General features: G+C 60.2%; 13 protein-coding genes. 6 read left to right on the plus strand and 7 right to left on the minus strand.

Annotated features, from left to right (window positions below):
* Positions 1-87 precede the first annotated feature (87 nt).
* Genes ASD31_RS15500 through ASD31_RS15510 form a run of 3 tightly spaced genes read left to right on the plus strand, consistent with a single transcriptional unit; the run spans position 88 to position 3240 of the window.
* The gene (locus ASD31_RS15500; RefSeq protein ID WP_056335473.1) at positions 88-1281 is read left to right on the plus strand and encodes an amino acid ABC transporter permease; all 1194 of its coding nucleotides are present in this window, start codon (positions 88-90) and stop codon (positions 1279-1281) included.
* Positions 1282-1284: 3 nt separating this feature from the next.
* Positions 1285-2445, plus strand: coding sequence for an amino acid ABC transporter permease (locus ASD31_RS15505; RefSeq protein ID WP_056335477.1), 1161 nt, complete (start codon positions 1285-1287; stop codon positions 2443-2445).
* A gap of 18 nt (positions 2446-2463) precedes the next feature.
* Positions 2464-3240: an amino acid ABC transporter ATP-binding protein gene (locus ASD31_RS15510; RefSeq protein WP_056335478.1), complete on the plus strand. Its 777-nt coding sequence runs from the start codon at positions 2464-2466 to the stop codon at positions 3238-3240.
* Positions 3241-3368: 128 nt separating this feature from the next.
* Here ASD31_RS15510 and ASD31_RS15515 read toward each other — a convergent pair whose 3' ends face one another.
* Positions 3369-3647, minus strand: a complete 279-nt coding sequence (locus tag ASD31_RS15515) for a hypothetical protein (protein WP_056335481.1) — start codon at positions 3645-3647, stop codon at positions 3369-3371.
* Positions 3648-3797: 150 nt separating this feature from the next.
* On the opposite strand from ASD31_RS15515, the gene ASD31_RS15520 reads away from it, so the two are divergent.
* Positions 3798-5315, plus strand: coding sequence for a M10 family metallopeptidase (locus ASD31_RS15520; RefSeq protein ID WP_056335484.1), 1518 nt, complete (start codon positions 3798-3800; stop codon positions 5313-5315).
* Between the two features lie 110 nt (positions 5316-5425).
* Here the strand turns inward: ASD31_RS15520 and ASD31_RS15525 are convergent, their stop codons facing one another.
* The 5 genes from ASD31_RS15525 to cysG all read right to left on the minus strand — a co-directional run bounded on the left by ASD31_RS15525 (position 5426) and on the right by cysG (position 10383).
* Positions 5426-6238 (minus strand): ferredoxin--NADP reductase, encoded by an 813-nt coding sequence (locus ASD31_RS15525; RefSeq protein WP_056335487.1) that lies wholly within the window; start codon positions 6236-6238, stop codon positions 5426-5428.
* Between the two features lie 137 nt (positions 6239-6375).
* Positions 6376-6873 (minus strand): DUF934 domain-containing protein, encoded by a 498-nt coding sequence (locus tag ASD31_RS15530; protein WP_056335489.1) that lies wholly within the window; start codon positions 6871-6873, stop codon positions 6376-6378.
* A gap of 49 nt (positions 6874-6922) precedes the next feature.
* Positions 6923-8596 carry a nitrite/sulfite reductase gene (locus ASD31_RS15535; protein ID WP_056335492.1) on the minus strand — a complete coding sequence of 558 codons (1674 nt, stop codon included), beginning with the start codon at positions 8594-8596 and terminating at the stop codon, positions 6923-6925.
* A 13-nt stretch (positions 8597-8609) separates the two neighbouring features.
* Complete coding sequence (locus ASD31_RS15540; RefSeq protein WP_056335494.1) at positions 8610-8924, minus strand: DUF2849 domain-containing protein; 315 nt, start codon at positions 8922-8924, stop codon at positions 8610-8612.
* Position 8925: 1 nt separating this feature from the next.
* On the minus strand, positions 8926-10383 hold the full coding sequence (cysG, locus tag ASD31_RS15545) for a siroheme synthase CysG (protein ID WP_056335497.1): 1458 nt from the start codon (positions 10381-10383) through the stop codon (positions 8926-8928).
* 241 nt (positions 10384-10624) lie between these two features.
* Here cysG and ASD31_RS15550 point away from each other — a divergent pair, with 241 nt between their 5' ends.
* Positions 10625-11212: a deaminase gene (locus ASD31_RS15550; protein WP_056335853.1), complete on the plus strand. Its 588-nt coding sequence runs from the start codon at positions 10625-10627 to the stop codon at positions 11210-11212.
* A 4-nt stretch (positions 11213-11216) separates the two neighbouring features.
* Complete coding sequence (gene mazG / locus ASD31_RS15555) at positions 11217-12050, plus strand: nucleoside triphosphate pyrophosphohydrolase (protein WP_056335499.1); 834 nt, start codon at positions 11217-11219, stop codon at positions 12048-12050.
* A 218-nt stretch (positions 12051-12268) separates the two neighbouring features.
* On the opposite strand, the gene hflX is transcribed toward mazG, so the two are convergent.
* Positions 12269-13663: a GTPase HflX gene (gene hflX, locus ASD31_RS15560; RefSeq protein WP_082520584.1), complete on the minus strand. Its 1395-nt coding sequence runs from the start codon at positions 13661-13663 to the stop codon at positions 12269-12271.
* Positions 13664-13666: the final 3 nt, after the last annotated feature.

The following is a 13666-nucleotide window of genomic DNA, read 5'->3' on the forward strand; positions in this document are numbered from 1 at the left end:
CGACGGAGAAAGCGGCTTTGGCCGCTTTCTCCTTACAAAAATAAGTATCGCTCGAAACAGGGCGAACAGGGGAATAAGAGGCTCTGAATGACAGTTGACGCCACCATTGCGCGCGGCAAGGACAAGCCGTCAGGCTCAATTTTAAACGACCCGAAAGTCCGCGGCATCATCTACCAGGCGATCACGCTGATCCTGCTCGCGGCCTTCGTATACTGGGTCGCTTCGAACACCGTCGAAAATCTCAGGCGCGCCAATATCGCCTCGGGCTATGATTTCCTGAACGGACGCGCCGGCTTCGATGTCGGCCAGTCGCTGATCGCCTTCACGAGCGATTCCACCTATGGGCGGGCGCTTTTCGTCGGCTTCTTCAATACGATTCTGGTCGCCGTCACCGGCATCATCACCGCGACGATCATCGGCTTCCTGGTCGGCATCGGCCGACTGTCGAAAAACTGGTTGATTGCCAAGCTATCGCTTGTCTATGTCGAGGTGTTTCGCAATATCCCGCCGTTGCTCGTGATCTTCTTCTGGTATTCCGGCGTTCTCGCCGTCCTGCCGCATCCGCGCGATTCGCTGCATCTGCCGATGGATATCTATGTGAACAATCGCGGATTGGCGTTTCCCAGTCCCGTCTTCAACGCCAATTCGCAGTACACGCTCTACGCATTGATCGTCGCGGTGATCGCCAGCATCGCGATCGCGCAGTTTGCCCGCAAACGGCAGATGGAAACCGGACAGCGGTTCCCGCTTCTCTGGACCGTGCTTGGCCTGCTCATCGGCCTGCCGCTCCTCACCTTCTTCGTTACCGGCATGCCGATCTCCTTCGACATCCCGGTCGCCGGAAAATTCAACCTGACCGGCGGCATGGTCGTTGGCCCGGAATTCCTGTCGCTTTATCTGGCGCTGTCCTTCTACACCGCCGCCTTCATTGCAGAGATCGTGCGCGCCGGCATCCGCGGCGTAAGCCACGGCCAGTCGGAGGCCGCCCATGCCCTGGGCGTCCGCCCTGGCTTGACAACGCGCCTCGTGGTCGTGCCGCAGGCGCTGCGCATCATCATTCCGCCGCTGACCAGCCAGTATCTCAACCTCACGAAGAACTCGTCACTGGCCATCGCGATCGGCTATGCCGACCTCGTCGCGGTCGGCGGAACCATTCTCAACCAGACCGGCCAGGCGGTTGAAATCGTCAGCATCTGGATCGTCGTCTATCTGACGCTCAGCCTGACGACCTCGCTGCTCATGAACTGGTTCAACGCCAAGATGGCACTGGTGGAGAGATAAGCCATGAGCACATATCCAACCCAATTCGTTCGCAGCAGCATGCTGGAGCCGTCCACTCCCCCGACACTTGAAAAAGGCTATATTGCCTGGGCCCGCAAAAACCTGTTCGCCACACCGTCGGACGCCGTTTTGACAATCCTGGCGCTGCTGCTGCTTGCCTGGTTCCTACCGCCGGTCATCAACTGGCTGTTCATTAACGCATCCTGGACGGGGGGCGGCCGCGGCGTTTGCGCAACGGTCGCACAGGGCGGTTCACAGCCGGAAAACTGGACCGGCGCATGCTGGGCCTTTGTCGGCGCCAAGTTCGACCAGTTCCTCTTCGGCCGGTATCCGGTGGAGGAACGCTGGCGCCCGGCGCTCGTGGGCATTCTGTTCGTCGCCCTGCTCGTTCCGATGCTCATCCCGAAAATTCCCTACAAGGGATGGAATGCCATCCTCCTGTTCGGCGTCCTGCCGATCGTGGCCTTCTTCCTGCTCATCGGCGGCATGTTCCTCGGCCTGGAATATGTGGAGACCCCGCTCTGGGGCGGCCTGATGGTGACGCTCATTCTGTCCTTTGTCGGGATCGCGGTGTCGCTGCCGCTCGGTATCGCGCTGGCGCTCGGGCGACGATCGACCATGCCGGTGATCCGGCTGTTCTGCACGATCTTCATCGAGATCGTCCGCGGCATTCCGCTGATTACCGTGCTGTTCATGGCCAGCGTCATGCTTCCCTTGTTCCTGCCGCAAGGCATGACGGTCGACAAATTCCTTCGGGCGCTGATCGGCGTGTCGATGTTTGCCTCGGCCTATATGGCTGAAGTTATCCGGGGCGGATTGCAGGCCATCCCCAAAGGCCAGGCGGAAGGTGCCGATTCGCTGGGCCTGAGCTATTGGCAGAAGATGCGGCTGATCATCCTGCCGCAGGCTCTGAAACTGGTCATCCCGGGCATCGTCAACACCTTTATCGGCCTGTTCAAGGATACGTCGCTGGTTTCCATCATCGGCATGTTCGACCTGCTCGGCATCGTTCGCCAGAACTTTTCCGACGCCAATTGGGCCTCCCCGGTGACGCCGCTGTCGGGTCTGGTCTTTGCCGGTTTCACTTTCTGGCTTTTCTGCTTCGGCATGTCGCGCTATTCAGGGTTCATGGAACGAAAGCTCGACAAGGGCCACAAACGATAAAATATAAGGGGAAAACTCATGGCAAACGAAGCCACGCCGCTAAAAGTCGAAGTGTCGTCCACCGACGTCGCCGTTGAAATCGTCAACATGAACAAGTGGTACGGAGACTTCCATGTTCTGCGCGATATCAATCTCAAGGTCATGCGCGGTGAGCGGATCGTCGTCGCCGGCCCTTCCGGCTCCGGAAAATCGACCATGATCCGATGCATCAACCGTCTGGAAGAACACCAGAAAGGCAAGATCCTCGTCGATGGCATCGAGCTTACCAACGACCTGAAGAAGATCGACGAAGTGCGCCGCGAAGTTGGAATGGTGTTCCAGCACTTCAACCTCTTCCCGCATCTGACGATCCTGGAAAACTGCACGCTGGCGCCGATCTGGGTGCGCAAGATGCCGAAGAAGCAGGCCGACGAAGTCGCCATGCACTTCCTCACGCGGGTAAAAATCCCCGAACAGGCCCATAAATATCCGGGCCAGCTTTCCGGCGGCCAGCAGCAGCGCGTGGCGATCGCCCGCTCGCTCTGCATGAATCCGCGCGTCATGCTGTTCGACGAGCCGACATCGGCGCTCGACCCGGAAATGATCAAGGAAGTGCTCGACACCATGGTCGGTCTTGCCGAAGAAGGCATGACGATGGTGTGCGTCACCCATGAAATGGGCTTTGCCCGCCAGGTGGCGAACCGCGTCATCTTCATGGACCAGGGCCAGATCGTCGAGCAGAACGAGCCGGCCGCCTTCTTCGACAATCCGCAGCACGAGCGCACCAAGCTGTTCCTCAGCCAGATCCTGCACTAGGCGCTGTCGCCATGATCAAAGGACAGGCCCACCATATTCGTGGTGGGCCTGTTTCATTTCGACTTGATTATTTCGGCAAAGAGTTTTCGCTACCGGTCATACAGACTGCGGCGAAGGCGCATTGGCGCTCAGCGCAGGGTTCCGCCGTCGATCACCGCGCGTGCCTTCCTCGCCAGCGGATGGTCCGGATGGCGACGGATGAAGCGTTCATAAGCCTCGCGCGTGCCTTTCTTTACGACGCCGTCATATTCGGACTGCACGGCCGCTTCGACATCCGGCCCCGGCGCCATGATGCCGCCGGTTCCTTCCGGTGCCTGCGTTGCGGAAGCAGGGCCACTTATCACACCTGAAAAAGCGGCCGCCAGAAACACGAAAAATGACCAGGGCCTGCGAATATCGATCTGCATGTCACCATCTTTTCAGCTTCGGGAAACTTTGTCATATTAGACTATCTTGAGATAGTATTCTGCTTATAGAAACAATTGCGCATTCTAAAAATTCGATGTCGCGATGGAACCGACCGCGCGCATTGCCTTCCCCTAACAAGAGAAAAATCGATGACCGGCATCAACAAGACGTCCAAAACCATTTTCGATACAACCAACCCGCTGATCGACGGCGTTATCTCCGGCTATGCTTGGAACGGCACCAGCATCACCTATGCTTTTCCCACCCTCACCAGCAGCTATACCTACACTACCGAGACGAGCAATAATTTCGCCGCCATTTCGACGGCGCAAAAGAATGCGGCGCTGTTTGCCATGGAGCAATCCTTCGGAACCGCCGCCAATGACGGCTTTTCCGTCGAAGGCTTCACGAAAATATCTTTCTCGCTTGGGAGCACGACCACCGCAAATCTCCGCTTTGCCCAATCGGATGCGGCAACGCCGACGGCCTACGCCTATTATCCGGGCTCCTTCGATGCAGCAGGCGACATCTGGTTCAGTACCCAATATGCCGGTACCGTAAACGATTACCGCACACCGGTCGCCGGCAATTATGCCTGGCATACGCTCATCCACGAACTGGGCCATGCGCTTGGCCTGAAGCACGGGCATCAAACGGATACATTCGGTGCAATTCCGGCCAAATACAATTCCGTAGAATATACGGTGATGACCTATCACAGCTTTGTAGGTGATGACGGAAGCGGCTACAAATATGAGCAATTCGGCGCGCCGCAAAGCTTCATGATGGCCGATATCGCCGCCCTTCAGCATATGTACGGCGCCGATTACACGACCAATAGCGGCAATACGGTCTATAAGTGGACGCCGACCAGCGGCAATACCGTGGTAGACGGCGATATCGCGATCGCAGCCGGCGCCAACCGGATTTTTGCGACCATCTGGGACGGGGGCGGCGTCGATACATTCGACTTGAGGGCCTATGCCACGGCCATTACCATCGACCTCCGCCCCGGTCGCTATTCGACGTTCAGCGATGACCAGCTCGCCTATCTGGGCGGGGGCGGCAACGATGGTTATGCGCGCGGCAATATCTTCAACGCGCTCCTCTACCAGGGCAATACGCAATCGCTGATCGAAAATGTCCGCGGCGGATCCGCCAGCGACAAGATCACCGGCAACGAGGTTTCCAATTCGCTTTATGGCTATAACGGCAATGACCGACTGTATGGGCTCGAAGGCGATGACTATCTCCTTGGCGGGGAAGGAAACGACATGGTAAGCGGCAATGTCGGCAAAGACCGGGTCTATGGCGGCTTAGGCGCGGATGATCTCTATGGAGGAGCGGATGCCGATAATTTCATCTTCTCCAAAATAGGAGACTCGACGGCCTCCTCTACCGGTCGAGACACCATCTTTGATTTTTCCGGAACGGCGGGCGACCGGATCGATCTTTCCCGTATCGATGCCAGCACGAAGACCGCAGGCAACCAGGCGTTCAGCTTCATCGGCACCGGCGTCTTTACCGGAACGGCCGGCGAGTTGCGCTATGTGAAGGCGGCATCCGACACCTATGTCTATGGCGATGTCAATGGCGACAAGAAGATAGACATCGCGATCCATCTCGACGATGCGATGACGCTATCGAAGGGCTATTTCATTCTTTAGTTCGCATGCCGAGACGAAGGGCCGAATCGTCACGATCCGGCCCTTTTCATATCGAGCGACGAAAAGAGCGGCCATTGAGCCGCCCTTTCAGCACGAAGTTCCTGAAATTTTCAGCCGACGAAGGCCCGCTCGATGACGAATTCGCCGGGCTTGCTGTTGGCGCCTTCCGTCAGGCCCGCGGCCTCCAGAATGTCCTTGGTTTCCTTCAGCATCTCCGTCGAGCCGCAAATCATGCCGCGATCGACGGCCGAATCGAAGGCCGGCAGGCCGAGGTCGGAGAAGAATTTTCCGCCGCGCAAGAGGTTGGTAATGCGACCTTTGAGGGGATAATCCTCGCGCGTCACCGTCGCATAGTGGCGCAGCTTGTCACCGACCAATTCGGCCAGGAATTCATGGCTACGGATGCCCTCAATCAGGTCGAAACCGTATTTCAGTTCGGCGACGTCGCGGGTCGTATGCGTGAGGATCACTTCGTCAAATTTCTCGTAGGTTTCCGGATCGCGGATCAGGCTGGCAAAGGGCGCGATTCCGGTTCCGGTCGAAAACATGTAGAGGCGCTTGCCGGGCGTGAGCGCGTCGAGCACCAGCGTGCCGGTCGGCTTCTTGCGCATCAGCACCTGGTCGCCGGGCTTGATGTTCTGCAGATGCGAGGTCAGCGGACCATCCGGCACCTTGATCGAGAAGAACTCCAGTTCCTCGTCCCAGGCGGGACTGGCAATCGAATAGGCGCGGTAGACCGGCTTGCCATCGACCATCAGCCCGATCATCGCGAATTCGCCCGAGCGGAACCGAAACTCGGGCGGGCGGGTCATGCGGAAGCTGAACAGCCGATCGGTATAATGGGTGACGCCGGTCACCGTTTCGGCGAACACGCCGGCAGGCACGGAAGGAGCAAATTCTTCGATCTTGGCAGGAGCATTCATTTCGGCGTCAGGTCCTGTAATGATGACAATGGCTTTCAAGTATCAGCGGATATTCCAAAAGGCGCGGCTTTGGAAGCAATTCCGTTCCAAACAGCGCGCCTTTAACGTTCCTTAGCGCGATTCAGACTGTCGCGCCCTCAGGAAACCCGCCGCCAACTATAGGATTTCGCGTCCGCCGAAGGTCTTGCCGTCGGCTGATAGTGCCGGTCGATGCCCGGCAGGCGCATCTCCGCCAGTCTCTTCAAGGCGGTTTCATTGCTTACCGCAAAACTGTCGATCCCGCAACGCAGCATCAACGGCACCTGGTCTATCAGCACGTCGCCGACGGCGCGGAGTTCCGCCGTATAACCAAGACGGGTGCGCAACAGCGAGGCATGACTGAAGGCGCGGCCGTCGTTGAAGGCGGGGAAGACCAGAGCGACCAGAGAAATCTGCTCCAGGAAGGGTTTCAATCGGCCGACATCTTCGTCCGGCCTGACCAGGACACCAAGTCCCGCCTGCCCCGATGAGGCTCTTTCGATAAACTCCTCGAGGCCGTAAACGGCTCTCTCGTTCGAGCCGGCCCTAGTCTCCTCGGTCTCGACGACCCATGGGTCGTCGCTCACGAAGCCGGTTTCTTTCCAGATTTCAGGCATGTTTTTATCCTTGCGCGCGCTTCTTCAGAGGCTTCGTTCTTCCAAGGCCTCAGGCGGCTTCCTGAGCACTGTTGCCATAGAGCGCATCCTTGAAAGGCTGCGGGCCCACCCGCCGATAGGCATCGAGGAAGATTTCGGAGGAATCCCGGCGAAGACCCAGATAGGTGTTGACGATCGTCTCCACCGCATCCGTTACCTTTTCGGGCTCGAAACCGCGACCGATGATTTCGCCGATCGAAGTGTTTTCGTCGCCGGAGCCGCCAAGCGTGATCTGGTAGAGTTCGGCACCCTTCTTCTCGACGCCCAGAAGGCCGATATGACCGACATGGTGATGCCCACAGGCATTGATGCAGCCGGAAATCTTGATCTTCAACTCGCCGATTTCGGCCTGCCGTTCCGCCGCACCGAAGCGCGTGGAGATTTCCTGCGCCAGCGGGATGGAGCGCGCATTGGCAAGCGCGCAATAATCCAGCCCCGGGCAGGCGATGATATCGGTAATCAGGCCGGCATTGGCGGTCGCAAGACCCACCGACACCAATCCGCGATAGAGAGGTTCGAGATCGGCAAGCGCCACATGCGGCAGGATGATGTTCTGCTCGTGGCTGATGCGGATTTCGTCGAAGGCATAGTCCTGCGCAAGGTCGGCCACAGCATCCATCTGCACGTCGCTGGCATCGCCCGGAATGCCGCCGATGGGTTTTAGCGAAACCGTGACCATGCCGTAGTCTGGATTCTTGTGCGGCTGCACGTTCTGATGCACCCAACGGGCAAAATCAGGATCAGCCTTTTTCCAGCCGGCCAGATTGGCCCAACCTTCCGGCCGCTCGGCAAGCACCGGCGGGGCGAAATAGGTGGAGATGGCGGCGATATCGGCTTCCGGCAGCTTCAGCTCGGTGTTCCGGATCGACAAGAATTCCTGCTCTACCTGGCTCGTCAGCTTCTCGGCGCCCGTTTCGTGAACGAGGATCTTGATGCGCGCCTTGAACTTGTTGTCGCGCCGGCCATGCAGATTGTAGACCCTGACGATCGCCGTCGTGTAGGACAGGAGGTCCTCCTGCGGCAGAAAATCGCGAATCTTCTTGGCGATCATCGGCGTACGGCCCTGCCCGCCGCCGACATAGACGGCAAAGCCGAGTTCACCAGCTGCGTTCTTTTTCAGGTGCAGGCCGATATCATGAACCTGGATCGCCGCGCGATCACGCTCGGCGCCGGTGACGGCGATCTTGAACTTGCGCGGCAGGAACGAAAACTCCGGATGCACCGACGACCATTGGCGCAGGATTTCCGCATAGGGACGCGGATCGGCCACTTCATCGGCGGCGGCGCCGGCAAAATGATCGGCCGTGACATTGCGGATGCAGTTGCCGGAGGTCTGGATCGAGTGCATCTCCACCGATGCCAGATCGGTGAGGATATCCGGCGTCTCCGACAGCTTCGGCCAATTGTACTGGATGTTCTGGCGGGTGGTGAAATGCCCGTAGCCGCGGTCGTATTTGCGGGCGACATGGGCGAGCATGCGCATTTGTCGGCTATTCAGCGTGCCGTAGGGAATGGCGACGCGCAGCATATAGGCGTGGAGCTGCAGGTAGACGCCGTTCATCAGCCGCAGCGGCTTGAACGCGTCCTCGGCAAGCTCGCCGGCGAGACGGCGGCTCACCTGGTCGCGAAACTGCGCGACACGGCCGGAGACGAAGGCATGATCGAATTCATCGTAACGGTACATGGGTATTCTTTCCTCAGGCCGCCCGCAGCGGGCCGGTCAGGCCCTCGTAACCGGGCGCATAATCGATCGTCGGGCCTTTGGCACGGATGCGCTCGCGCAGCCGCAAAGGGTGCAGCACGCCGTCGATCTCTTCTATGTCGATGACATTGACGTCCACGACCTTGTTGTCCCGAAACGCAGCCGTGCCGGCGGTCTCTAGCGCTGCGACGGCTTCGGCATGGCGGGCAACAAAGGCGTCCTGCAGCGATTCCACCCAATTGCCCACCGCGTCGAGCCAGACGGAAACGCCATCGGAAAGGCGGTTTGCGGTCAGTACCTTGTCAGCCATGTTAGTTTCTCACCTCGTCTGTCTGTTTCTGTGCCGGCTCGGCCAGGGCGGCGCCAAGCGCCCTGCCCCGGACGAGCGGCTGCGAGCGGGTAAAATTGGCGCCGGCGACGGCATCGCCGATGATGACCATGACCGGCCCGTCCAACTCGTCGCGATATTGGAGATCCGGCAGGTCCTTGAGCGTGCCGTGGAAAAGCCGGCGCTCGGGACGGCTGGCATTTTCCACCACGGCAACAGTGGTTTCAGGCGCAAGTCCCGCCTGCATCAACCGGTCGGCGACCGAGGCGGCAACGGTCCGGCCCATATAGACTGCGATCGTCGCACCGGAAATCGCCAGCCTTGCCCAGTCGGGCAGGACATCGCCGGTCAGGTCATGACCGGTGGTGAAGACCAGCGACGAGGCGACGCCGCGAAGCGTAAGCGGAAGCTCGAAATCGGCGGCGGCGGCGAAAGCCGAGGTAATGCCCGGCACGATCTCGCAGGTAATGCCTGCTTCACGTAGCGCGGCCAGTTCCTCGCCGGCACGGCCATAGACCAGCGGATCGCCGGATTTCAGCCGCACGACGCGCTTGCCGGCACCGGCAAGCCGCACCAGCAATGCGTTGATCTCGTCCTGCGATTTCGAATGGCAGCCCTTGCGCTTGCCGACGGAGAGCCTTTCGGCATCGCGGCGACCCATATCGACAATGGCCTGCGGCACCAGCGCATCATAGACGATGACATCGGCCTCCATCATCACCCGCTGAGCCCGCAGGGTCAGAAGGTCCTCGGCTCCGGGCCCTGCACCAACCAGCCAGACATGGCCGGGCACCTGACCAGCCGATTGCAGCAGGCGGGAAGCCTCGCGGCGGGCTGAAGCCATGTCGCCAAGCGAGACCTGGTCGGCGACAGCACCGGAAAAGAACCGCCGCCAGAAAACCCGGCGCGCGACGCCACGCGGCAGGACCCGGTCGGCGACATCGCGATAGGCCTGCGCCAGGGATGCGAGGGCACCGAGGGAGGGCGACAGAAGCTGGTCGATCTGAGCACGGATCATCTGCGCAAGCACCGGGCCGGCGCCTTCCGTGCCGATGGCGACGGCGACCGGCGCGCGATTGACCAACGCCGGCGTCAGGAAATCGCAGAATTCCGGCTGATCGACGGCATTGGCGGGAATTTTTCGCTCACGGGCGGCGGCAACCACCGCCCTGTCCTCTGCGGCATCGCCCGTCGCGGCAAAAACCAGCACAGCGCCCTCGACCTGCGCAGGCTGGAACGACTCGGTGAATGTTTCGATGCGATGCGCTTGTAGAAAGGCAGCAAAATCGTCTTCCGCCTTGTCGGCATGCACGACGATCCTTGCCTGCGTATTCATCAGCAGCCGGACCTTGGCAAAAGCCTCCTCGCCATTGCCGAACACCGCCACGCATTTCTGCGCGACGCGGAAGAAGGCTGGAAAGACGGTCAATTGCTCGGTCATGACGCCCGGAATCCGGTCCTGTTGAAGGTGCCCGCACTATCCCTTTTATGGGAGGGAATTTGAAGAAACGAAAATCCGCCGGCTTTTACGCCTGCGTATTGTTTTGCTCGACATCAGCAGGAATGGAGCAAATCTCTCCGGCAGCGTCACGGGCGCCGCGCGCGGTTGACGTCGGCATGCGGCATTGCGTATTCCAATGCCAAGGGACGACACCACCACATTCAACCTCGGGAGCCTGATGATGAACAACGCAAAGCTTGCGGAACGCCTCCTGACGGTCATCGAGGCAGACATACTGCCGCTCACGGACCGGGGTGTGGCGGCCGGCAACAAGATTTTCGGCGCGGCCATCCTGCGGAAATCGGATCTGTCGCTGGTTCTTGCCGAAACCAACAACGAGACCGAAAATCCGCTCTGGCACGGCGAAGTGCATGCGCTGAAGCGATTCTATGAAAAGACGGAGAAGCCGGACACGAAGGATCTCGTCTTTCTTTCCACCCACGAGCCCTGCTCCATGTGCCTGTCGGCCATCACCTGGGCCGGCTTCGACAATTTCTATTACTTCTTCAGCCATGAGGATTCGCGCGACGCCTTTGCCATCCCGCACGACCTGAAAATCCTCAAGGAGGTATTCCGGCTGGACCCGGGCGGCTATGCGAAGGAAAACGCCTTCTGGAGGTCCTCATCGATCGCCGATCTGGTGGCAACATCGGACGAGGCGGCGAAACCGGCGCTTCGCGCGCAGGACAGGCGCATTCGCAACCGGTATGACAGCCTTTCCGAGCGCTACCAGTCCGGCAAGGACGCCAACGCCATACCGCTGAATTGAGCCCATGACACCGTCCCGAGACATCACCCGCCTGCTCGACATCATGGAAGCCCTGCGCCAGCCGGAGACCGGTTGCCCTTGGGATGTCGTCCAGACCTTCGAGACCATCAAGCCCTATACGCTGGAAGAGGCCTATGAGGTCGCCGACGCCATCGAACGCGGCGACATGGACGATCTCTGCGACGAACTGGGCGATCTTCTGCTGCAGGTCGTCTTCCATGCCCGCATGGCCGAGGAGGCCGGCGATTTCGACTTCGGCGACGTGGTCGAGGCGATCACGCGCAAGATGACCCGCCGCCATCCGCATGTGTTTGCGCGCTCGGATGCGGATACGCCGCAGGCGGTCAAGCTGCAATGGAATGACATCAAGCAGGCGGAGAAGGCCGAGCGCCGCGACAGGCGCGCCCGCCGCGGTCTGCCGGAAGATGCCGATATGGGCCATCTCGGCTCGGTCCAGCGCAGTTTTCCAGCACTCGTCGAGGCGCTGAAGCTTCAGGAACGGGCCGCAAAAGTCGGCTTCGACTGGTCTTCGCCCGAGCCGATCCTCGACAAGGTCGAGGAAGAGATCGGCGAACTGCGCGAGGCGCTGGCGGCCGGCGACAAGGCAAGGGTTACCGACGAGCTCGGAGACCTGATCTTTGCCGTCGTCAATATCGGCCGCCATGTCGATGCCGACCCGGAAATGGCACTGCGCGGCACCAACACAAAATTCCGCCGCCGTTTCGGCCATATCGAGACGGGCTTGCGCTCAGCCGGCGAAACGCTGGAAGGGGCAACGCTGGAGCGAATGGAGGAATTGTGGCAGGCGGCCAAGGCGATCGAGCGGCAGCTTGGATAGGAGTGGGTGATTGCAGCCAGAGAGTTGTGAAACGGGCGTCTTGCCTCCCGCCCCCTCGCAATAGACCTCAAACCGCTCCCCACCTCACGTCATCCTCGGCCTTGAGCCGAGGATCTTCCAGCCTCTCGTCGAATGGAGCGGCTGATGGATGGTCGGGTCGAGCCCGACCATGACGAAGGAGAGAGTGTCGATAGGCTTACGGCAGGAACACCGCCCGCTTACCAATCCTGCGGCGCAGCCTTCGGACCGTTGCCAAGACGGCGCTCGAGTTCTTCGGCCTCCGAGGGTGCCAGCCGCAGATCGAGGCTGACGGAACCATCTTCAAGATCGTCCCGGCCATCGACGATCGCGTGCTCGTAGACCCAAGGCAGAAGTTGCAGCTTTTCAGCCGACAGCACGACCGTGCATTCGGTCATCACGCCGGAAAGCCGTTTGCCGATCTCGTCGAGCAGTTCGGCGACGCCCTCGCCCGTAACAGCCGAAACCGCGGCTGAATTTTCGGTGTTCTCGGCTTTCTGGACCAGGCCTTCGCGCGTTTCCGTGTCCAGCAGGTCGATCTTGTTCCAGACTTCGATCAGGCGTTCCGACCGCGCTTTCTCGTCGATGCCGAGATCGGTGAGGATACGCAGGACGTCCTGTGCCTGCACCTGGTTGTCTGGATCGGAGAGATCGCGGACATGCAGGATGAGGTCGGCTTCCAGCACCTCCTCCAGTGTCGCGCGGAAAGCGGCAACGAGATGGGTCGGCAGGTCGGAGATGAAGCCGACCGTGTCGGAGAGCATCACCATGCGCCCATGCGGCAGCTTCATGCGGCGCAGCGTCGGGTCGAGCGTGGCGAACAGCATGTCCTCGGCCAGCACGCCGGCGCCGGTGATGCGGTTGAACAGGGTGGATTTGCCGGCATTGGTATAGCCGACCAGCGCCACGATCGGATGCGGCACCTTCTTGCGCTTGGCGCGATGGAGCTGGCGGGTGCGGCGAACCTGCTCCAGCTCTTTTTCCAGCTTGACGATCTTGTCCTGCAGCAGCCGGCGGTCGGCCTCGATCTGGGTTTCACCCGGGCCGCCCATGAAGCCAGCGCCACCGCGCTGGCGTTCAAGGTGGGTCCAGCTGCGCACCAGCCGCCCCTTCTGATAGTTCAGATGGGCGAGATCGACCTGCAGCGTGCCTTCCTTGGTGGAGGCGCGGCGGCCGAAGATTTCAAGGATGAGACCGGTCCGGTCGATGACCTTGCAGTTCCATTCCTTCTCCAGATTGCGCTGCTGCACCGGCGTCAGCGGATGATCGACGATGACCAGCCCGGCATCATGCTCGCTCAGCAGATGGCCGATCTCCTCGATCTTGCCGGTTCCAAGCAGGGTGCCCGGCTTCGGCTGGGCGACGGGCACGATCATGCCGTGCACGACTTCGAGATCGATGGCGAGCGCCAGCCCGATCGTTTCCTGCAGCCTGCTGTCGTCGCTGCGCGTCGAGGTGGCAACCGGCTCTTGCGTCTGCCGGCCGGTCTTTTTCAGAACCGGGACGATAACGAGGGCGCGCATATCATCGCGAAGCTTTTCAAGCTCCGGGATGATCGACGCCGATTTTCCATCACGTTTGGTAATCTGCTTTATGTC

Origin of the sequence: Rhizobium sp. Root482 (assembly GCF_001426565.1) — a bacterium.
In the GTDB taxonomy this organism is placed as follows: Bacteria; Pseudomonadota; Alphaproteobacteria; order Rhizobiales; family Rhizobiaceae; genus Pararhizobium.